This window comes from Pseudoxanthomonas sp. (genome assembly GCF_035999195.1).
GTDB lineage: Bacteria > Pseudomonadota > Gammaproteobacteria > Xanthomonadales > Xanthomonadaceae > Pseudoxanthomonas_A.
Genome location: NZ_DASYGY010000007.1, coordinates 226,981 through 245,138, shown reverse-complemented (window position 1 = coordinate 245,138; position 18,158 = coordinate 226,981). Strand labels below are relative to the sequence as shown.

Below are 18,158 nucleotides of genomic sequence, written 5' to 3'. Positions count from 1 at the left end.
TGCAGGGCGGCACGCGGCCAAGCCGGGATTATCGCATGGGGCCGCCGCGACGGGCGAGGCGCGGGTGAGCCCGGGATGAACCCGGCAATCCCACGTTCCAACGTCGACATGACTTTAGTTGGGACATGGTCGCCCGCGATTGCGCCTAAGATGCCCGGATGTTGGGACGACTCAGCCATACCCGCCTGCTCCGCGCCGCAGGCCTCTACACGTGGGCTCTGGTGGGGATTCCCATCATCCTGAACGTGTGGGTGCTGCCGCCGTCCAGCGGCACGGACGGGCAGGGGGTCAACCTGCCGCTGACCGCCCTGTGCTACTTCAGTTTCGGGGTGGTGTACTGGCTGGCGACCCGGGCGCTGGACGGACGGCAGAACAGCCTGCCGGCGCACTGGAACGTGCCGCTGGCGATGGTGCTGACGGCGACCGCGATCGGCGTGGGGTTCTATACGCAGACCGGCCTGGGCGCGGTGCTGCTGCTGATCATGGCGGGCGTGCTGCCGTGGCTGCTGGAGCTGCGCTTCGCCGTCGCGTGGCTGCTCGCCGCGCACGTGCTGCTGGTGCCGTCGTTCATGGCACGCGACGATTTCAACTTCTGGGAAGCGCTCTTCCAGTCGATGTTCTACGTGGGGTTCGCGGCCTTCGTGCTGATCACCACCTACGTGGCGCGGCAGCAGGCGCAGGCGCGGGAGGAGCAGCGCCGGCTCAATGCGGAACTGCGGGCCACCCGCGTGCTGCTGGCCGAAAGCGCCCGGGTGAACGAGCGCACGCGCATCTCGCGCGAGCTGCACGACCTGCTGGGCCACCACCTCACCGCGCTGAGCCTGAACCTGGAAGTGGCCGGCCACATGACCGAAGGACGGGCCCAGGAGCACGTGCGGCAGGCGCACACGCTGGCCCGCCTGTTGCTGACGGATGTGCGGGAAGCGGTCAGCCAGCTGCGCGACAGCGGCGCGATCGACCTCGGTGCCGCCTTGCTGCCGCTGGCCGAAAAGGTGCCGTCGCTGGCCATGCACATGGACATCGAGGAGCCGCTGACCCTCGAGGATCCGCACCGCGCGCATGTGCTGCTCCGCTGCACGCAGGAGATCATCACCAATGCGGTGCGTCATGCCGGCGCCCGCCACCTGTGGCTGCACTGCCGGCGGGAGGGGTCGAGGATCCTGATCGATGCCCGCGACGACGGCGCCGGCAGCCCGCAGGTGGTGGCGGGCAACGGCCTGACCGGCATGCGCGAGCGGCTCGCCCAGTACGGTGGCGAGCTGCGGATCGAAACCCGTCCGGGGCATGGCTTCTGCCTGCATATCGCGCTTCCGGTCAGCGATGCGACTCCCGCGCTCTCGCCCCTTCCCGTTCTCCCACCCGAACCCATGCCCGAGCTCAGCTCCGGAGGAACCCCGTGATCCGTGTCTGTCTGGTCGACGATCAAACCCTGGTGCGCCAGGGCATCCGCTCCCTGCTCGCGCTGGACGACGGCATCGAGGTAGTGGCCGAAGCGGCGGACGGCAAACAGGCCGTGGACCTGGTGCCCCAGGTCGCGCCGGACGTGGTGCTGATGGACATGCGCATGCCGGTGATGTCGGGTCTGGAGGCGCTGCAGGCGCTGGCCAGGGCCGGCCAACTGCCCCCGACCATCATCCTGACCACCTTCGACGACGACCAGCTGGTCCTGGCCGGGCTGAAGGCGGGCGCCAAGGGCTATCTGCTGAAGGACGTCTCGCTGGAGCAGCTGGTCGGTGCCATCCGCACGGTCGCCGATGGCGGTTCGCTGGTGCAGCCGGCGGTGACGCAGCGCCTGCTGTCCGGGCTGGAGCACATGCGGAACGAGTTCGTCAGCCTGGACCGCCCCGATCCGCTGACCGACCGCGAAACCGAGATCCTGCGCCTGATGGCCAGCGGCTTCTCCAACAAGGAGATCGCCAATTCGCTGGGCGTGGCCGAGGGCACCATCAAGAACCACGTGTCCAACATCCTCTCGAAGCTGGGGGTGAGGGACCGCACCCGCGCCGTGCTGAAGGCCTTCGAGCTGCAGCTCGTGTGAGCCGTGCCGGCCGGCCCGGCCTCCTCGCGGAGTGAAGGGGAGCGGACGCGCGCGGCGGGGCGACGGAATGCCCGCCGGTGCAGCGCTGCAGGGCCTCCGGAGCCTCCGTCACATGCGCCCGCGTACGTCCCGGAAAGGGGCGGCCAACCGGTGTCAGATGGGCTGCCCGAAGCCCCGCAACCCTGCTAGGATGCGCGTTGCATTTTTTTCACGGCCGAGGCACCGGCCCCCGGAGACTCCTGAATGACCCGTTTGATCGAGTTCGTGATTGCGTTGGCGCTGGTTCTGGCGCTGTTTCTGGTGATCGGCCTGGTCCTGCCGTCCTCGCGCTCGCTGCAGGAAAGTGTCGAGACCAACCGCCGCATGACCATCGTGTTCGACACGCTGAACAACGTGCGTCGACTGAAGGACTGGAACCCGCTGATCCCGAGCGCGGCCAACGAACTCAGCTACTCCGGCGGCGAAGACAACACCGGCGTCGGCGCCAAGGTGGACTTCAATTCCGCCAACCCGGCCTGGGGCCAGGGCAGCTGGGAAATCGTCACCAGCGAGCGTCCCACCACGCCCGGCGCGCCCGGCAAGATCGTCTACTCGATCGTCGACAAGCGCATGGGCAGCGACAAGCAGGCCACCTTCGACCTGCAGCCGACCGGCAAGGACAACCGCAACGTCAAGATCACCCAGAGCTACCAGGTCACCTACGGCTTCAACCTGATCGGCCGTTACGCCGGCATGTACGTCAGCCGCCACGTCGGCGACGCCGTCAAGGCCGGCCTGGGCAAGCTGACCAACATGCTGGCCACGGTGCCCAACTTCGACTACCGCACCGAAGGCAGCCCGCTGACCGACCTGAAGATCGTCGACGTGCCTGCCGAGGATCTGCTGGTCGTCAACGCCGGCAACATCGACCGCACCAACGACGCCATCAAGGCCTCGATCAAGCAGAACCAGGAATGGATCAAGCGCGTGATGGATGCCAACGGCCTGGTCGCCGCCGGCCCGCTGCGCATCATCACCACCGACTTCGGTTCCGAGAAGTACGCGTTCGACATCGCCCAGCCGGTCCGCAAGGGCAGCGCTGCGCCGAAGACCGACGCCGCCGCCGATGCCGCGCCGGTCACGCCGCCGGCGACGCCCGTGGCGTCGACGGGTGAGCTGAAGGTCACCATCCCGTCCGGCGCCCCGGTCGAGTACGTGCGCACCGAAGCCCGCAAGTCGGCCTTCGCCAGCTACACCGGCTACATGGCCGAACTGGACAACCAGCGCAACGCGCTGCGTGCGTGGGCCGTCACCGCCGGCCACGAGGTCGTCGACCGTCCGTACGAATCGTGGAAGTCGGGTGTCGATGCCTCGTTCGAGGCCGACGGCAAGTTCGACATCTACTGGGCCGTCAAGCAGTAAACCTTCGCGGACGCTGTCCCGGATGGTCCGCTCCAACGCCAACGCGCCGCTTCATGCGGCGCGTTGCGTTTGTGGGGTGGCGATGCGGCGGCGCGGCGTCCTCCGCCGGCAGGATGCCCCGCCCACCCCGGGATCGCTGAGCCGATGAACTACGACCGCCGTCAACGCAAGCCTTCGTTCCTGGCCCTGGCCGGCGGTCTGCTCGCCGCTGCAGCGGTCGGCCTGTCCGCCTACGCCTCGCATGGGGTGGCGGCCATCCAGGCGCAGTCGCTCCTGCAGACTGCCGCGCTGTTCGCATTCGGTCATGGACTGGCCCTGGCGGCGCTGGCGCCCGGCACCACGCGCCGCATGGGCAAGGCGGCGCTGTGCCTGCTGCTGCTGGGCACGCTGCTGTTCGCGGGCAGCCTGGCGGCCGCGGTGTTCGCCGGGCTGTCCACGCGACTGGCGCCCGCGGGCGGCATGGGCCTGATGCTGGGCTGGGTAGTCTGGGCGGTCGACGCCGTCCGGCGCTGACGCCCATGCCACGGCATGCGCGCGGTTTCGATACCGAACAGGCCTGGGACCACCTGACCCGGCGCGACCGCCGGCTGGGCACTTGGATGAAGCGGATCGGCTACCTCGCACCGCAGCCCACGTGGAAGAAACCGTTCGACCCGGTCGACGCATTGGCGCGGGCGATCCTGTACCAGCAACTGAGCGGCAAGGCCGCCTCCACCATCGTGGGCCGCGTCGAGGCGGCCATCGGCAGCACGCGGCTGCATGACGACACGCTCGGCCGCATCGACGACGCGGCGTTGCGCGCCTGCGGCGTTTCCGGCAACAAGACGCTGGCGCTGCGCGACCTGGCCGCGCGCGAGCGGCGTGGCGAAATTCCCACGCTGCGGCAGATGTCGACGATGCGCGAGGACGACATCGTCGCCGCGCTGGTGCCGGTGCGCGGCATCGGCCGCTGGACGGTGGAGATGATGCTGATGTTCCGCCTGGGGCGCCCGGACGTGCTGCCGATCGACGACCTGGGCGTGCGCAAGGGCGCGCAGCTCGTCGACCGGTTGGATGCGATGCCCACGCCGAAGGAGCTGGCGGCGCGCGGCGAGAAGTGGGGGCCCTACCGTACGTATGCGACGCAGTACCTGTGGCGGATCGCGGATTTTGCGGTCGAGGCGAAGGTGCCGACGAAGCGTTCGCAGGAGTGAGGTGGTGCCCGGGAATGACGGGTACGAGTCGTCCGGAACGTCCCTAGCGGTCGGCGTCGGGGGCGAACAGCGGATCGTCGCTGAGCGAGCGCTTCGGAGCCGGCGGGTTGCGCTTCCATGCGTTCACGAAGCGGTGGTACCGGTAGGTCGCCGTCATCGCGCGGAAGTAGAAGATGGCGAACAGCAGGCCCAGCACCGGGCCGGACGGCTTGCCCGTTTCCACCATGATCAGGATCTTGGAGAGCACGAAGTAGGCCAGCATGATCGTGGCCGCAGTGCGGCTGCGCTTGTAGATGCCGAACGCGAGCAGTGCGATCAGGCCCACATCGACCAGATTCCACGCGCCGTCTCCCACGCCGTTGCCGCCGGATCCCATGGCGACGAGGGTCACCAGCAGGGTGATCGCCCCGGAGACGCACGCGGCGACCCAGCCATGCGTGATCGGTCGCGTGATGTCGTCGGGCACGTCGCGCTCACGCGGGAGGGCGGTGTCGGCGATCGTGGCCGACGGACTTTCGTACGGGTTGGGTGCGTTCATGGCGTCCTTGCGGGTATAGGGCGACCTCGGGGCCGGCCGCGGCATTGCGGATCGCGGAGATGCGTCGGTAGGCCCCACGTGCAGCGTGCGTTCACCGGATCGGCGACGTCAAGAGGTCGCAGCCCCCATGAAGCACCAATGCCACGGCTCGTAGACGATCCCGTGCGGGTTGTCGCGGGGATAGCTCATGACGAAGCCGAAGTCGCGGGCATGGCGGGTGAGCCAGGCGAACGCGGCCGTGTGCTCGAACGATTCCTCGGCCGGCGGTTCACCGGGCGTGCCGATATCCAGGGCGCGGCCGCCGTGATGTTCGCTGTAGCCGGGGGCAGCGTTGACGGTGAGGATCTGTTCCACCGTCTGCCCGCGCGCCAGCTTCCGCGCGAAGATGCCGAGCTGGTAGTCGTGGCTGCGGTAACCGGAGATCGCGTCGAGCATAATGTCCTCCCGATGCGCGGCGCGCTGCATCGCGAGCCAGGCGCGTGCGGTCGCCGCGGTCAGCCAGAGCGGGCGGCGGTAGCGGTCGCGTCCGGCGAAGACGAGCGCGGCGGGCTCGGCGACCAGTGCCAGGCCGCTGCGTTCGCCATAGGTGTCGTCCAGTCCGAGTTCGTGAAGCCGCTCCTGCAGCGCGTGCAACGGCAACGTGCCCTGGGCATCCGCATCGAAGCCGCGTGTCGCGCCCTCCGACCGATCGAGGGCGTCCCAGGCCTCGTCGAGCCCTGGTTCGCGCGACAGCGTCGGCACCAGCGGATGCACCGCCTGCGCCGACACCGCAGCCAGATAGCGGCCATCCCGCTTGCGTCGCAGCACCGCATGCGCGCCGGCAAGCGCGCGCGCATCGGCATTGCTCCGCACGCGCAACACGTCGGCGGGCCACAGCTCGATCCGCGCGGTGTTCAGCAGCAGCGTCTTGAGCGGTCGGGAGGGCAGGCGTCGCATGCCCGCAGCTTAGCGATGCGACGGCGGCGTCGCCAGTTCGCGCAGCCGCGCGAGCAGGTCGGCCGGACGCGCCGGGCTCAGCAGCACCATGCTGCCCTCGCGCAGCGGCAGTATGAGTACGCGGCGACGGTCGGTGACCAGGCAGAACACCTTGGTGAGGTTGCGCAGGCGGAAGTGGCCGGCCTTGAAGCCCGGCAGGCCGAAGCCGTTGGTCTTCAGCATCGGCGACAGGTCGGTGTGCTCCTCCAGACTCAGCACGCGTGCCCTGTCCAGGTCGATGGACTCCACAGGCAGCTTCTTCGTATAGAACGTGGCACGCACCTGCAACTCGCGGTTGTCCAGCACGATCATGCGCCGCCGCGTCGCCAGTGCGAGCACTGTGCCTATGAGCAGGACCAAGGGCACCATCATCCATGTCACCACGGGAGGTGTTCCCGGCTCCATCAACAGCGCTGCGATGCCCACTCCCATGGCCAGCAGCAGCGGCAGCCACAGCCACCAGATAGCGTGGGCTGGCAGCGGGGCTACCGGGAAGTTCTGCGGATGCTGCATGCACCGACTCCGTAAAGGGGATGGATCAGGCGGGCTTCTTGAAGAACAGGCGCACCGAGATCTCGTGCTCGATGAAGAGCGTGCTGACCAGTTCCCATCCCTGCAGGCTCATCCTGTCCAGTTCCTGCTGCATGCGGTCGGTGAGCTTGCCGGCGAACATCTTGAAGGGCACTTCGATGACCTTGTGGTTCCAGCGGTGGTTCATGGCGAATCCTTCCTGTTCGTGGAGGCGTCGCCCTTCGGCAGCCGCCCGGCCTTGCGCAATGCGTCGCGCAACACATATTCGATCTGGGCATTGAGCGAGCGCAGTTCGTCGTCCGCCCAGCGTTGCGCCGCCGCCAGGACCTCGGCGTTGATGCGCAGCGGATAGGCCTTCTTGTCCGGCTTCTCGCTCACGGTCGCTTCCTGTTGCGGCGCAGCTGCAGCACCATCGACACGATCAGTGCGTTCACCAGCACCACCATGGCGATCGCGATGCCCTGCGCCAGCCGGTCGTCATCGCCGGCCCAGTAGATGCCGACGGCGCCGGCCTGGATGGCCAGTCCCACCAGTACCCAGTGCAGCGCCATGCCGCGCGAACGGTCGTCGCTCGCCCGGCTCATCCACGCGCCGATGAGCAGGGCGGGCAGGCCGGACACGGCGAGCAGCAGCGGGGCGAGGGCGTGCATGCCGGCGGGTCCGCGTCAGTAGATGGAGCCGGTGTTGACGATCGGCTGGGTACCGCGCTCGCCGCACAGCACGACCAGCAGGTTGCTGACCATCTGCGCCTTGCGTTCCTCGTCCAGCTTCACCACGTCGTTCTTCTGCAGCTCGGCCAACGCCATCTCCACCATGCCGACCGCGCCGGCGACGATGCGCGTGCGCGCCGCGATCACGGCGTTGGCCTGCTGCCGCTGCAGCATGGCCTGGGCGATTTCCGGGGCGTAGGCGAGATGGCTGATGCGTGCCTCGATCACGTCCACGCCGGCCTTGCCCAACCGCTCGGCGATCTGTTCCTGCAGGTGCTGCGAGATTTCCTGCGGATGGCTGCGCAGCGCGATCTGGCCGTCCTCGTGCTGGTCGTACGGATAGCTGGACGCCATCGCGCGCAGCGCGGATTCGGACTGGATGTGCACGAAGCTCTCGTAGTCGTCCACGTTGAACACGGCCTCGGCCGAATCCACCACCTGCCACACGATCACCGCCGCGATCTCGATCGGGCTGCCGTCCAGCTCGTTGACCTTCAGCCGGCTGCTCTCGAAATTGCGGATGCGCAGCGAGATCTTGCGCTTGCTGAAGAAGGGGTTGTTCCAGCGCAGGCCGTTGTCCTTCACCGTGCCGATGTACTTGCCGAACAGGCTGAGCACGGCGGACTGGTTGGGCTCCAGCTTGTACAGACCGGCCAGCAGGAAGATGACCACGGCGCCGAGCAGCGCGGCCACGATCAGGTGGCCGGGCTGCTTCAGCGCAGCGCCCTGGACGAACACGACGGCGGCACCCAGCCCCAGGACCAGCAGGCCGAGCAGGGTCGGGATTCCGGGCAGCGACGACTTGGCGTTCTCTTTCATGGTCTTGGTCTCAGGACAGGATCACAGCAGCGACAGGCCGGCGCCGAGGGCGAGCAGGGCAGCGGAGAGGACAAGCAGGGTGGGGACGACCCGATGCGCCTGCGAAGGCCAGCGGCGCTGGATCTGATGGATCACATGGAGCATGGCGGTTTCCCCCTGGGTTGGTTTGCGACGATTTGAAAGATATCAATTTGATATCAGATGTCAACGGGAGGCTGCCGCCGCTTGTCGGCGCTCCGTTAAACTTGGCGCCCCCTCTGCGGACGCCTGCGCATGACCACTCTTGGAACCCCCCTGTCCCCGTCTGCGACCCGTGTCCTGCTGTTGGGGTCCGGCGAACTGGGCAAGGAGGTGGCCATCGAGCTGCAGCGCCTGGGCGTGGAAGTCGTCGCCGCCGACCGCTATGCGGACGCGCCGGCGATGCAGGTGGCGCATCGCTCGCACGTGCTGGACATGCTCGACCCCGCGGCGATCCGCGCGCTGATCGCCCGCGAGCAGCCGCACCTGGTGGTGCCGGAGATCGAGGCGATCCATACCGAGACGCTGGTCGCACTGGAAGCCGAAGGCGCCGCGCGCGTCATTCCCACCGCGCGCGCCGCACGGCTGACGATGGACCGCGAAGGCATCCGCCGGCTAGCCGCCGAAACGCTGGGCCTGCCGACCTCGCCGTACCGGTTCGTCGACACCGCCGCCGAATACCGCGAGGCCGTGCGCGCGATCGGCCTGCCGTGCGTGGTGAAGCCGGTGATGTCGTCGTCGGGCAAGGGCCAGAGCACGCTGCGCAGCGAAGCGGACATCGATGCCGCCTGGGAGTACGCGCAGACCGGTGGCCGCGCGGGCGCGGGTCGCTGCATCGTCGAAGGCTTCATCGACTTCGACTACGAAATCACGCTGCTGACCGTGCGCCACGCCGCCGGCACGTCGTTCTGCGATCCGATCGGGCACTGGCAGAAGGACGGCGACTACCGCGAAAGCTGGCAGCCGCAGCAGATGTCGCCGCGGGCGCTGGAGCGCGCGCAGCGGATCGCGCGGACCGTGACCGACGACCTCGGCGGCTGGGGCCTGTTCGGCGTGGAGCTGTTCGTGAAGGGCGACGAGGTGTGGTTCAGCGAAGTCTCGCCGCGCCCGCACGACACCGGCCTGGTGACGCTGGTCTCGCAGGAACTGTCGGAGTTCGCGCTGCATGCGCGCGCCATCCTCGGCCTGCCGATCCCGGTGATCCGCCAGAGCGGTCCGTCCGCGTCCTGCGCGATGCTGGCGCATGGCCACGGTGTGCCGGTGTTCGGCAACGTGGACGTCGCATTGGCGACGCCCGACACCGCCCTACGCCTGTTCGGCAAGCCGCGCGTGGAAGGCCATCGTCGCGTCGGCGTCACCCTCGCGCGCGCGGACAGCATCGACGCCGCACGCGCGGTGGCACGCGATGCCGCCGCCGCCATCACCATCGCACTGGAATGAGGCCGAGGCCATGAAGGGAGCGTGCGCATGAACGGCAATACCGGCTACGCCGTGTTCTTCTTCCCCCAGGCACTGGAGGCCCTGGGCGAGGCGATCAAACCCTACCTCACCAGCCAGCCCGACGGTCCGCATATCTTCTGCAAGGAAATCGACACCGGCGGCGCCTTCACCGAGATGACCCTGGTCGGCAAGAACGCCGAGGGCCATGACGTACAGGTCGAACTGATGGTGCCCGGCAGCATGATCCGCATGATCGTGTCGGCACAGAACGAATCGCTGTTCGGCTTCGGGCCGCGCGTCGCCGCCCCGGCGGTGACAGCGACGTAAGTCGAGAAGCTCCTGCTTTCCGGCCGGCCGATCGCTCCCCAGCGTGGGAGGAAAGGCGTGCTAGAGGGACAGATCCACCCACACCAGATGGTGGTCGCTGCCGTCGGCGATGGCGGCGTCCGGGTGGTCCTTCTTCGGCCAGAACACGCCGCTGCCCGCCAACGCGAAGCCGGTTGACGGCAGTACGTAGTCCAGCCGCAGCGCGCCGTTGCGGCGTCCGAAATCGCCCGTGACATGCGCAGGCGCGCCGCGGCGCTGCAGGCCCTTGGCCGCATAGGCCAGCGCGGTCTCCTCGCCGCCTTCGCTGCGCGGCGTGGCCATGCGCATCACCCGCGGGTGTTCCAGCAGTTCGAGGATGGCCTCGTGCTGTCCATCGCCATCGGACGGATCGTTATTCAGATCGCCGGCGATGACGAACCGCGCCTGCGCCGGCAGGCCGCCGCAACGCCCCTGGTCGTCGCAGAGCCAGGGCGCATCGCCCGGCGTCAGGTATTCGCGCCACAGGCGGATCTCGTCCGCGTTGCGAAGGCCGTTGCGGTTCTCCGGCCCGTCGAATACCGGCGGCGTGGGATGCGACACGAGGAAATGGATCACCCCGCCCGGTGTGCGCACCGGCACGTCCCAGTGCGACTTCGACGACAGGCGCAGCTGCTTCCAGATCGCCTCCGGATAGAACCCGGTCCCGGTGGCCGGGTCCACCGGATTGGTCGCCCCCGGCAGCGCGCTCCAGCGCAATAGCTGGAACGTGCGCACCTGTGCCTCGTCGATCGGGAAGCGCGACAGCACCAGCATGCCGTACTGGCCGGGATGCAGGCCGTAGCCCCAGGCATCGTTGCCGCGTTCGCGGCCCTCGGTACCGACCGAGCCGTTGCGGTCCAGGTCCAGGCCGCTGGGCACGCCGGTGTTGACCGGCGCGAGGTAGCGATGGGCATACCGCAGCGGTTCGCCGCCGCCGGGCTGGGCCACGTCGAGATAGCGCTGCTGGAACAGGTCGGCGGCGCGATGCGCGTCGTCGTAGTCGAACTCGTTGAGCAGCACCAGGTCCGGCCGGACCTTCTGCAGCACCGCGGCGATCTTGCGCGCGTGCGCGTCGTCGCCTTCGAGTTGCCGGATCACGCCGCCGGCATCATCGGAAAACAGCGAGGTGTTGTAGGTCGCCACGCGCAGCCGCAGGTCCTGCGGATCGGCGGGCCCACCTACGGTCGCGGAGGAGCTGCAGGCGGCGAGGGTCATGGTGAGCAGGAGGACGAGGATGCGCATGCGCGGATTCTGTCATGCCATCGTGACAGGTGTAGAAAAAACGCCCCGGCAGACCGGGGCGCTTCAGGGCTGACGACGAGTTGACCCGGTGGAACGCTAGAACGAGCACCCCATCGCGGCGTAGGCCGTCTTGGCCTGGTCCATCGCGGTCTTGCACTGGGCGGCCAGTGCGGTCTTGTCGGTCAACGCGGACCAGCCGGCCTTCGATTGCTCGATACCCTGCTTCATCATCTCGCGTTGGGCCTCCGGCACCTTGTCGCTGATGCAGGCGTAGACCTTTTCGAGGTACTGGTCGCACTCGGGGACGCCGGTGCCGGCAGTGACGGTGTCGTTTGTGGTCGCCGCGCCTTCGGAGGCCGGTGCTTCGACGACCGGAGCGTCGGCGACGGGCGGCGCTTCGTCAGCGGGCTTGCAGGCGGCAAGGGCCAGGGTGGTCACCGCCGCGAGGGCAAGGATGTTGAACTTCATGAAAGCTCCAGTCGATTGAGTGGGATGTTCCCAGGCCGGCGCAGGCGCGCCGGCGGCACATTCTGTGCGCCCGATCACGACGTTGCTATTCACATTTGCGTCTCACAGTGCGCCCGCCGCGATGGATCTTCGGCTCACAGATCCGCGCGCACCCAGCCGCGTCCGTCGAAGCGTTCGAGCGGTGAGAAGCGGCGCTTGTAATCCATCTTGCGATGGCCGTCGATCCAGTAGCCGAGATAGAGGTGCGCATAGCCGTCGCGGCGCGCCCATTCGATCTGGCGCAGGATCGCCAGCGTTCCGAGGCTGCGGGCTTCCAGCGCGGGATCGTAGAACGTGTAGACCGCCGAGAGCGCACCGGGAATCACGTCGGTCACCGCCACCGCCAGCAGTCGTCCGTCCTCGCGCAGCTCCACGAATCGGCCCCGCGACCAGCTGCCGACCAGGAACTGGTCGAACTCGGTGGCGCCGTGGTCGTCCATGCCGCCGAGCGGATGCCGTGCGGCCAGGTAGCGCTGGTACAGCGCCAGGTGCTCCTCGTCGCGCAGTGCCGCCACGATCCGCGTTTCGACCCGCGCGTTGCGCGAGGCGCAGCGTCGCTGGCTGCGGTCGGGTGCGAAGTCGGTGACCGGGATGCGTACCGCCACGCAGGCCCGACACTGGCGGCAGTGCGGCCGGTAGACGATGTCGCCGGAACGACGGAAGCCCCAGCCCAGCGCATCCGGATACAGCTGCGGCAGGCGCGGATCGCGCGGGTCGAGGACCAGGTCGCGGGCGACGCGCTCGGGCCAGTAGCCGCACGGATGCTCGCCGGTGTGGAACAGCCGCAGGTCTTCGAGCGATTGCGTGTTCTCGCCCATGTCAGCCCGTCCAGTGCCGCGCCAGCGGCCAGAACGCGCATCCCGCCACGGCGCCCGCGACCGCACCGGCTGCCAGGTCGCGCCGCGTATGCCGCCCGAGCGCGAGTCGTGACCATGCGACGGCGGCGGCGAACAGCAATGCCGCGAGCATCCACGGTGTGCCCAGTTCGCGCAGCAGGCAGGCGGCGAAGACCGCGAAGGCCAGATGCAGCGACAGCTTGCACCAGCGCGACGTCAGCACGGCGGCCAGGATCATCGCGGCGGATAGCGCCAGGCCCAGCGCGAACAGCGGCTGCCCGCCCTGCCAGCCGGCCAGGATCGCGCCGCCGCCAAGGGCGATCAGCAGGAAGCGGTTCAACGTGCTGCGTTCGTGCGTCGCGCTCGCATCCACGTGCGCCCAGCTGCCGCGCCGCACCTGCCACCACGAATAGCCCATCACCAGCGCGATGAACGCGCCAAAGCCCGCTGCGGACCACGCGGCCGTGCGCGTGTCGCCCTTCGCCAGCGCGATCGCCAGCACGGCCACCGGCAGCATCAGCATCGGGTGGCCGACGATCGACAGGGCGCGGGCGAGGGGAAGCGACATGCGGTCAGCATACTGCGCCGCCCCGGTCGCGGGCACTGCGACCGTCCGCTGCCTGAACGCGTCCAATCCGCGCGTCAACCCCGGCGGTACGGACGCGTTTTCCCTGTCGGTGGCGCAGCTGGCGCCGCGTCCTCAGGAGAACACGATGAACCGCAAGACCCTGCTTTTCGTAGCCGTGCTGGCCACCCTCGGCGCCGGCACCGCGTTCGCCGCCACGCAGGCCGGAGACGCGAAGAAGCCCGCGCGCACGAGTCTCGACACGAACAACGATGGCGCCATCGACAAGGCCGAGGCGGCGGCGCACCCGCGCCTGGCCGAACGTTTCGCCGTCATGGACAAGAACGGCGACGGCAGGCTGACCGCCGACGAACGCCCGGAGCGCAAGGGCATGCGTGGCCACGGTCGCCATGGATCGCGTCACGGCGAGGCTTTCAAGACGCTCGATACCGATGGCGACGGCAAGATTAGCCGCGCCGAAGCCGCCGCGCAGCCGCGTTTTGCCGAACGCTTCGACACGATGGATGCGAACAAGGACGGCGTGATCGACCGCGCCGATCGCGACCTGCGCGGCAAGCAGCGTCGCGATGCATGGTTCGCCAAGGCCGATGCCGACAAGGACGGCAAGCTCACGCGCGCCGAGATCGACCAGGCCGATGCGGCCAGGCGCATCGAGTTCCAGCAGCGTGCCCAGGCGCGCATGGACGCGCGTTTCGCCGCGATGGACGCGAACAGGGACGGCCGCCTCTCGCGCGATGAAGTGAAGGACAAGGGCCGCTTCGCCGAGCGCTTCGACGCGCTGGACACCAACAAGGACGGTGCCCTGTCGAAGGACGAACTGGTCGCCGGACGACCGGTCAGGAAGTAAGCCGTCCGCAGCAGGCCCGCGTAGCGCGCGCGGGCCTGCCGCTCCTGACTCAGACCACCAGCCGTCCGGAGAACCACAGCCCGGCGAGCATGCCGACGGTGGCCAGCAGCAGTCCCACGCCCATGCCCCAGCGCGAGCGACGTCGCTGGCAGGCCAGCCGGCGACGGGTACCTTCAGGGTCGATCGACAGGTCCCGCGCGTGGCGCCGCGCCAGGATCCTGGGCAGCCACCGCACGCTGGCCCAGCAGATGCCGATGAAGTAGGCCTGGGTCAGCAGCAGGTGCGGGATCCAGCCCGGAACGTCCTTCAGTGCATGGATGCCCGCCATGAAGGCCAGGATCAGCACGGTGTTGAACACGCCGTAGGCGATCAGGGCGCGGGTTTCCCTTGCGTCCAGCGGATCCCGCAGCGGCCTGCGGATGCCCAGCCACACCGCCGCGATGCCCAGCACCGTGCCCAGCGTGGCGATGCCGGCCGAACCGCCGAGCACCTTCAGCGCGCCCTGGCCCGCCGCCGCGCCGCCGCCCAGCACGGCCGCACCGGCCGCCGGCGGTGCCGCGGCCGCCAGCATGCCGAGCACGCCGCTGGCGAACGCCGCCGAGGGCGCCGACGTGCGCGCGAACTCCCCGAAGCGCGCCATCAGTTCCTCGCGGACATACTGGCGCGCGCGCGACAGGCGCTTGCGGACCGCGGCGTCGGTGATGCCGAGCAGCGCAGCGACCTGCTGCGAGCGCTGGCCTTCGCGGTAATACAGCAGCAGGACTTCGCGGCTGTCCTCCGGCAGCGCGGCGATCACCTCGCGTGCGGCCGCCTCCTGCTCGGTCTGCAGCAGCATTTCGGCCGGCGTGGGCGCGGTGTCGGCGGCGAGCGTCAGGGCGATCTCGGCGGTCTCGCCCGTCATCGGACGGCGCCGCTGCGCACGCAGGTGGTCGCGGGCCAGGTTGCGGGTGATTTCGCGCAGCCAGGGCAGGAAGCTGTCCGGGTTCTTCAGCGTCTCCAGTTGCCGCCAGCCCTTCACGAAGGCCTCCTGCGCGATGTCCTCGCTGGCCTGTACGTCGCGGGTGATCGCCAGGGCGATGCCGGTGATCGCGTTCTGGCAGAGCGCCACGATGCGGCCGTAGGCCGCGTGATCGCCCTCAGCCGCGGCGGGCAGGGCTTCGCGCAGGGACAGTTCGATTGCCTGGGTATCCATGGAGCCTCCGCATTGTCGGGATCATGCGGGCACGACGACCGACCGGGCGAAGTGTGACCCATGGGCGCGATGCGCGAACCTCAGAAGGCGATGCGTCCCGTGCGCACCAGCACGAACAGGACCGCCCCCACGGCGAGCACGCTGCTGAGCGCGATCGCCGGCTTGCCGAGCAGATAGTCGTAGCCGCGCCGGCGTTTGGCGTTGGCGGGCTGGGCCAGCATCGGGTCCATGATCCGCGGCAGCGTGACCAGGTACTGGTAATTGACCGCGCACAATCCGATCAGGGTGACGGCCACCGTCGCCATCCAGCCCGACGCCAGCATGGTCGTCAGCATCAGGCAGAACAGCCAGGCCGAGCCCGTGGCGGCATTGAGGGCCATGAAGCGACGGACCTGGAGCCGCTCCTGCGCGGTCTGGCAGAAGCGCGCCAGGTACCACCAGGTGAGGGCGTAGCCGACGAGCCCGCCGATCACGCCGCCCACCAGGCCACTGAGGGATGCCGGGTGCTGGGTGACCTGCTCGAAGATCACCCCCAGCGAGCCGCCGGCCACACCGCCCGTGACGCCACCCGTGGTCAGGCCGCTCGTGCCCAGCTTGCCCGCCAGGCCGGTACCGAGCAAGCCGGAACCGATCACCGTCGCCGCACTGGCCGCCGGCATCGCACCTACCAGACCGCCCAGCACGATCATGGTGAAGGCCGCCGTCGGCGCGGTGGAACGCGCGAATTCGCCGAAGCGCTGCAGCAGTTCTTCGCGGACCATCGCGCGGGCACGCGACAGGCGCTTGCGCACGGCCGCATCGCTCAGGCCCAACAGGTCGGCGACCTGCTGCGAGCTCTGGCCCTCGCGGTAGAACAGCAGCAGCGTTTCACGGCTGTCCTCGGGCAGCGAGGAAATGATCTCGGTGGCCACGAGTTCCTCTTCCGTCTGCAGCAGGCGCTCGGCCGGCGTGGGGTCCGGATCGGCGGCCATGCCGATGGCGATCTCCGCCACCTCGCCGGACATCGGCCGGCCGTGCTGCGCGCGCAGCCAGTCGCGCGCCAGGTTGCGGGTGATCTGCCGCAGCCACGGCAGGAAGCTGGCGCTGTTCTTCAGCCGGTCGAGCTGCTGCCACGCCTTGAGGAAGGCCTCCTGCGCGATGTCCTCGCTGGCCTGCACGTCGCGCGTGATGGCCAGTGCGATGGCGGTGACCGTGTTCTGGCAGGCGTGGACGATGCGCCCGTAGGCGTCCTGACTGCCACGTGCGGCGGCAGGCAGTTCGGCTTGCAGTATCAGGTCCAGGGACATCGCATTCATGGGGGCTGGGTCATCGGGTGGGCTGATGACCCAGACGCGCCGGGACGACGGATGTGACCGGATGCCGCATCACGCGTCGCACCGTCACGCCGGGGACTCAGCCGCCGCTGACGGGCTGGATGCGGATGCGGTCTTCCTCTTCCTCCGCCGGGGCGGCATCGGCCGGCGGCGCCTGCTCCGCCGGCGCTTGCGGCACGGCGGGCGGGGGCGGCAGCGGACGCCGCATCCACATCACCACGGCGGCCAGCGCGATCAGCGCCAGCAGGATCAGGCGGATGCGCCAGGCCCACGAGCGCCGGGGCGCTGCGTCGTCCTGCGGGCTGGTGAAGGTCAGCGCGGACGCATAGCCGGGACGCGTGCTTTCCAGCAGACCGGCCTCGCGCAGCAGTTCCCGCGCACGCGGCTGGTCGTCGGCGTGCCGCACCCAGACGGCAGGCTGCAACTGCGCCTTCACCGGTTCGGTATAGCTGAACTGGCCGCCGCGCTTGCTGTGGTACGAGCGGCCGTTGCTGATGTGCACCGGAATGCCGGCCTCGGTCAGCAGCTTGGCCACGCCCTCGACGGTTTCGATCCGCTGGCTGGAAAACACCTGTCGCATGCGCGCTCCTCAATCCTTCGCCGGTACCGCAGAGGCCGCTTCGGCATCGGGCACCACGCGGATCAGGCCTTCCTGCGCGGTGCTGGCCACCAGGCGGCCCTGGCGATCGAAGATCTGCCCGCGTGCCAGGCCGCGCGAACCGCTCGCGCTGGGGCTGTCGATGGAATACAGCAGCCAGTCGTCGGCGCGGAACGGGCGATGGAACCACAGTGCGTGGTCCAGCGACGCCATCTGCACGTTCGGCTGGTAGTAGCTGATGCCGTGCGGATACGTGGCCGTGCCCAGCAGCTGGAAATCGGAGGCATAGGCGAGCAGGGCGCGATGCAGTTCCGGCGAGTCGCCGACCGGTTCGCTCAGGCGGAACCAGACCTGCTGGAACGGCGGGCGCTTGGGCGGATTCAGTTCATCGCGCGGGTACACGTGGCGGAACTCGAACGGCCCACGACGCGACATCCAGCGCTGCACCTTCGGCGGCAGCGTGGCCATCACCTCGGCCGGCACCGGCGGCGCGGGCGCGATGTCCTCCGGCTGCGGCACTTCCGGCATCGACAGCTGGTGTTCGGCGCCTTCTTCCTCGGCCTGGAACGAGGCCGCGCAGAAGAAGATCACGCGGCCGTGCTGGATCGCGGTGACGCGGCGCACCGAAAAACTGCCGCCGTCGCGCGTGCGGTCCACTTCGTAGACGATCGGTGCCTCGATGTTGCCCGCGCGCAGGAAGTAGGCGTGCAGCGAGTGCGCGCGCCGACTGCCGGAGCCGCCTTCCACCGTCGCCTGCGCGGCCGACAGCGCCTGCCCCAGCACCTGGCCGCCGAACACGTACTTGGTGCCGATGTCGCGGCTCTGGCCGCGGAACAGGTTGTCTTCCAGCCGCTCCAGCGACAGCAGTTCGATCAGCTCGGAGACGACGGGTTCGGGAGCGGGCACGGCAGGGCCTGGTCGATGCAATGGCGATGGATTATAGCGGGCCGTCCATGGTCGGCCGACTGTCCTGTAGGAGCGACGTCAGTCGCGACTGCATTCCCGGATGCGGCATGGAGGAGTGCACGA

24 protein-coding genes and 1 pseudogene are annotated in these 18,158 nt (G+C 69.0%); 9 read left to right on the top strand and 16 right to left on the bottom strand.

The features are described 5' to 3' along the window. Positions 1-158: 158 nt before the first annotated feature. The 5 genes from VGN58_RS05925 to VGN58_RS05905 all read left to right on the top strand — a co-directional run bounded on the left by VGN58_RS05925 (position 159) and on the right by VGN58_RS05905 (position 4,632). Positions 159-1,400, top strand: a complete 1,242-nt coding sequence (locus VGN58_RS05925; RefSeq protein WP_327482383.1) for a sensor histidine kinase — start codon at positions 159-161, stop codon at positions 1,398-1,400. Next, positions 1,397-2,038 (top strand): response regulator transcription factor, encoded by a 642-nt coding sequence (locus tag VGN58_RS05920; protein ID WP_327482382.1) that lies wholly within the window; start codon positions 1,397-1,399, stop codon positions 2,036-2,038. Before VGN58_RS05925 ends, VGN58_RS05920 begins: the two co-directional genes overlap by 4 nt. Positions 2,039-2,281: 243 nt before the next feature. After that, positions 2,282-3,439, top strand: coding sequence for a polyketide cyclase (locus VGN58_RS05915; protein ID WP_327482381.1), 1,158 nt, complete (start codon positions 2,282-2,284; stop codon positions 3,437-3,439). 144 nt (positions 3,440-3,583) lie between these two features. Continuing rightward, a complete protein-coding gene (locus tag VGN58_RS05910) occupies positions 3,584-3,952 on the top strand; it encodes a DUF423 domain-containing protein (protein WP_327482380.1) in 369 nt (122 codons plus the stop codon). A 5-nt stretch (positions 3,953-3,957) separates the two neighbouring features. Continuing rightward, on the top strand, positions 3,958-4,632 hold the full coding sequence (locus tag VGN58_RS05905; protein ID WP_327482379.1) for a DNA-3-methyladenine glycosylase: 675 nt from the start codon (positions 3,958-3,960) through the stop codon (positions 4,630-4,632). Positions 4,633-4,675: 43 nt separating this feature from the next. On the opposite strand, the gene VGN58_RS05900 is transcribed toward VGN58_RS05905, so the two are convergent. The 8 genes from VGN58_RS05900 to VGN58_RS05865 all read right to left on the bottom strand — a co-directional run bounded on the left by VGN58_RS05900 (position 4,676) and on the right by VGN58_RS05865 (position 8,349). Beyond that, entirely contained in the window at positions 4,676-5,170 is a 495-nt protein-coding gene (locus VGN58_RS05900) for a hypothetical protein (RefSeq protein ID WP_327482378.1), read from the bottom strand. A gap of 108 nt (positions 5,171-5,278) precedes the next feature. Continuing rightward, positions 5,279-6,106 (bottom strand): M15 family metallopeptidase, encoded by an 828-nt coding sequence (locus tag VGN58_RS05895; RefSeq protein WP_327482377.1) that lies wholly within the window; start codon positions 6,104-6,106, stop codon positions 5,279-5,281. Positions 6,107-6,115: 9 nt separating this feature from the next. Then, complete coding sequence (locus VGN58_RS05890) at positions 6,116-6,658, bottom strand: PH domain-containing protein (RefSeq protein WP_327482376.1); 543 nt, start codon at positions 6,656-6,658, stop codon at positions 6,116-6,118. Positions 6,659-6,683: 25 nt separating this feature from the next. Beyond that, positions 6,684-6,863 carry a DUF4177 domain-containing protein gene (locus tag VGN58_RS05885; protein WP_327482375.1) on the bottom strand — a complete coding sequence of 60 codons (180 nt, stop codon included), beginning with the start codon at positions 6,861-6,863 and terminating at the stop codon, positions 6,684-6,686. Beyond that, positions 6,860-7,054 carry an Arc family DNA binding domain-containing protein gene (locus VGN58_RS05880; protein ID WP_327482374.1) on the bottom strand — a complete coding sequence of 65 codons (195 nt, stop codon included), beginning with the start codon at positions 7,052-7,054 and terminating at the stop codon, positions 6,860-6,862. The genes VGN58_RS05885 and VGN58_RS05880 overlap by 4 nt, the downstream gene beginning before the upstream one ends. Next, the gene (locus VGN58_RS05875) at positions 7,051-7,326 is read right to left on the bottom strand and encodes a hypothetical protein (protein WP_327482373.1); all 276 of its coding nucleotides are present in this window, start codon (positions 7,324-7,326) and stop codon (positions 7,051-7,053) included. The genes VGN58_RS05880 and VGN58_RS05875 overlap by 4 nt, the downstream gene beginning before the upstream one ends. 15 nt (positions 7,327-7,341) lie before the next feature. Further along, positions 7,342-8,205, bottom strand: a complete 864-nt coding sequence (locus VGN58_RS05870) for an SPFH domain-containing protein (protein ID WP_327482372.1) — start codon at positions 8,203-8,205, stop codon at positions 7,342-7,344. 21 nt (positions 8,206-8,226) lie between these two features. Continuing rightward, a complete protein-coding gene (locus tag VGN58_RS05865) occupies positions 8,227-8,349 on the bottom strand; it encodes a hypothetical protein (protein ID WP_327482371.1) in 123 nt (40 codons plus the stop codon). Positions 8,350-8,478: 129 nt separating this feature from the next. Here VGN58_RS05865 and purT point away from each other — a divergent pair, with 129 nt between their 5' ends. Both purT and VGN58_RS05855 read left to right on the top strand, forming a co-directional pair. After that, on the top strand, positions 8,479-9,663 hold the full coding sequence (gene purT, locus VGN58_RS05860) for a formate-dependent phosphoribosylglycinamide formyltransferase (RefSeq protein ID WP_327482370.1): 1,185 nt from the start codon (positions 8,479-8,481) through the stop codon (positions 9,661-9,663). Between the two features lie 27 nt (positions 9,664-9,690). Next, positions 9,691-9,990, top strand: coding sequence for a hypothetical protein (locus VGN58_RS05855; RefSeq protein ID WP_327482369.1), 300 nt, complete (start codon positions 9,691-9,693; stop codon positions 9,988-9,990). A 60-nt stretch (positions 9,991-10,050) separates the two neighbouring features. Here VGN58_RS05855 and VGN58_RS05850 read toward each other — a convergent pair whose 3' ends face one another. From VGN58_RS05850 to VGN58_RS05835, 4 genes are all read right to left on the bottom strand, one after another. After that, positions 10,051-11,250, bottom strand: coding sequence for an endonuclease/exonuclease/phosphatase family protein (locus VGN58_RS05850; protein WP_327482368.1), 1,200 nt, complete (start codon positions 11,248-11,250; stop codon positions 10,051-10,053). Positions 11,251-11,346: 96 nt separating this feature from the next. Beyond that, positions 11,347-11,718: a hypothetical protein gene (locus VGN58_RS05845; protein ID WP_327482367.1), complete on the bottom strand. Its 372-nt coding sequence runs from the start codon at positions 11,716-11,718 to the stop codon at positions 11,347-11,349. 134 nt (positions 11,719-11,852) lie between these two features. Next, positions 11,853-12,575 (bottom strand): arginyltransferase, encoded by a 723-nt coding sequence (locus VGN58_RS05840; RefSeq protein ID WP_327482366.1) that lies wholly within the window; start codon positions 12,573-12,575, stop codon positions 11,853-11,855. A 1-nt stretch (position 12,576) separates the two neighbouring features. Next, positions 12,577-13,161, bottom strand: a complete 585-nt coding sequence (locus tag VGN58_RS05835; protein WP_327482365.1) for a phosphatase PAP2 family protein — start codon at positions 13,159-13,161, stop codon at positions 12,577-12,579. Between the two features lie 145 nt (positions 13,162-13,306). Between VGN58_RS05835 and VGN58_RS05830 the strand changes: the two are divergent. Both VGN58_RS05830 and VGN58_RS05825 read left to right on the top strand, forming a co-directional pair. Beyond that, positions 13,307-13,825 (top strand): annotated as a pseudogene (locus tag VGN58_RS05830) (EF-hand domain-containing protein); the annotation flags it as partial. 33 nt (positions 13,826-13,858) lie between these two features. Beyond that, positions 13,859-14,026, top strand: coding sequence for a hypothetical protein (locus tag VGN58_RS05825; protein WP_327482616.1), 168 nt, complete (start codon positions 13,859-13,861; stop codon positions 14,024-14,026). Between the two features lie 49 nt (positions 14,027-14,075). Here VGN58_RS05825 and VGN58_RS05820 read toward each other — a convergent pair whose 3' ends face one another. The 4 genes from VGN58_RS05820 to tesB all read right to left on the bottom strand — a co-directional run bounded on the left by VGN58_RS05820 (position 14,076) and on the right by tesB (position 18,035). Beyond that, positions 14,076-15,218, bottom strand: coding sequence for an RNA polymerase sigma factor (locus VGN58_RS05820; protein WP_327482364.1), 1,143 nt, complete (start codon positions 15,216-15,218; stop codon positions 14,076-14,078). Between the two features lie 80 nt (positions 15,219-15,298). Then, on the bottom strand, positions 15,299-16,513 hold the full coding sequence (locus VGN58_RS05815; protein ID WP_327482363.1) for a sigma-70 family RNA polymerase sigma factor: 1,215 nt from the start codon (positions 16,511-16,513) through the stop codon (positions 15,299-15,301). 97 nt (positions 16,514-16,610) lie between these two features. Continuing rightward, a complete protein-coding gene (locus VGN58_RS05810; protein ID WP_327482362.1) occupies positions 16,611-17,111 on the bottom strand; it encodes a putative signal transducing protein in 501 nt (166 codons plus the stop codon). Between the two features lie 9 nt (positions 17,112-17,120). After that, positions 17,121-18,035: an acyl-CoA thioesterase II gene (tesB, locus tag VGN58_RS05805; RefSeq protein ID WP_327482361.1), complete on the bottom strand. Its 915-nt coding sequence runs from the start codon at positions 18,033-18,035 to the stop codon at positions 17,121-17,123. Between the last annotated feature and the right edge of the window lie 123 nt (positions 18,036-18,158).

Bases quoted from the DNA above. Each gene is read 5' to 3' on its own strand.
- VGN58_RS05810 (WP_327482362.1), bottom strand. From the start codon at position 17,111: ATGCGACAGGTGTTTTCCAGCCAGCGGATCGAAACCGTCGAGGGCGTG.
- VGN58_RS05870 (WP_327482372.1), bottom strand. From the start codon at position 8,205: ATGAAAGAGAACGCCAAGTCGTCGCTGCCCGGAATCCCGACCCTGCTC.
- VGN58_RS05885 (WP_327482375.1), bottom strand. From the start codon at position 6,863: ATGAACCACCGCTGGAACCACAAGGTCATCGAAGTGCCCTTCAAGATG.
- VGN58_RS05840 (WP_327482366.1), bottom strand. From the start codon at position 12,575: ATGGGCGAGAACACGCAATCGCTCGAAGACCTGCGGCTGTTCCACACC.
- VGN58_RS05900 (WP_327482378.1), bottom strand. From the start codon at position 5,170: ATGAACGCACCCAACCCGTACGAAAGTCCGTCGGCCACGATCGCCGAC.
- VGN58_RS05925 (WP_327482383.1), top strand. From the start codon at position 159: ATGTTGGGACGACTCAGCCATACCCGCCTGCTCCGCGCCGCAGGCCTC.
- VGN58_RS05905 (WP_327482379.1), top strand. From the start codon at position 3,958: ATGCCACGGCATGCGCGCGGTTTCGATACCGAACAGGCCTGGGACCAC.
- VGN58_RS05855 (WP_327482369.1), top strand. From the start codon at position 9,691: ATGAACGGCAATACCGGCTACGCCGTGTTCTTCTTCCCCCAGGCACTG.
- VGN58_RS05865 (WP_327482371.1), bottom strand. From the start codon at position 8,349: ATGCTCCATGTGATCCATCAGATCCAGCGCCGCTGGCCTTCGCAGGCG.
- VGN58_RS05815 (WP_327482363.1), bottom strand. From the start codon at position 16,513: ATGAATGCGATGTCCCTGGACCTGATACTGCAAGCCGAACTGCCTGCC.
- VGN58_RS05895 (WP_327482377.1), bottom strand. From the start codon at position 6,106: ATGCGACGCCTGCCCTCCCGACCGCTCAAGACGCTGCTGCTGAACACC.
- VGN58_RS05820 (WP_327482364.1), bottom strand. From the start codon at position 15,218: ATGGATACCCAGGCAATCGAACTGTCCCTGCGCGAAGCCCTGCCCGCC.
- VGN58_RS05875 (WP_327482373.1), bottom strand. From the start codon at position 7,326: ATGCACGCCCTCGCCCCGCTGCTGCTCGCCGTGTCCGGCCTGCCCGCC.
- purT (WP_327482370.1), top strand. From the start codon at position 8,479: ATGACCACTCTTGGAACCCCCCTGTCCCCGTCTGCGACCCGTGTCCTG.
- VGN58_RS05890 (WP_327482376.1), bottom strand. From the start codon at position 6,658: ATGCAGCATCCGCAGAACTTCCCGGTAGCCCCGCTGCCAGCCCACGCT.
- VGN58_RS05910 (WP_327482380.1), top strand. From the start codon at position 3,584: ATGAACTACGACCGCCGTCAACGCAAGCCTTCGTTCCTGGCCCTGGCC.
- VGN58_RS05845 (WP_327482367.1), bottom strand. From the start codon at position 11,718: ATGAAGTTCAACATCCTTGCCCTCGCGGCGGTGACCACCCTGGCCCTT.
- VGN58_RS05915 (WP_327482381.1), top strand. From the start codon at position 2,282: ATGACCCGTTTGATCGAGTTCGTGATTGCGTTGGCGCTGGTTCTGGCG.
- VGN58_RS05835 (WP_327482365.1), bottom strand. From the start codon at position 13,161: ATGTCGCTTCCCCTCGCCCGCGCCCTGTCGATCGTCGGCCACCCGATG.
- VGN58_RS05825 (WP_327482616.1), top strand. From the start codon at position 13,859: ATGGACGCGCGTTTCGCCGCGATGGACGCGAACAGGGACGGCCGCCTC.
- VGN58_RS05850 (WP_327482368.1), bottom strand. From the start codon at position 11,250: ATGCGCATCCTCGTCCTCCTGCTCACCATGACCCTCGCCGCCTGCAGC.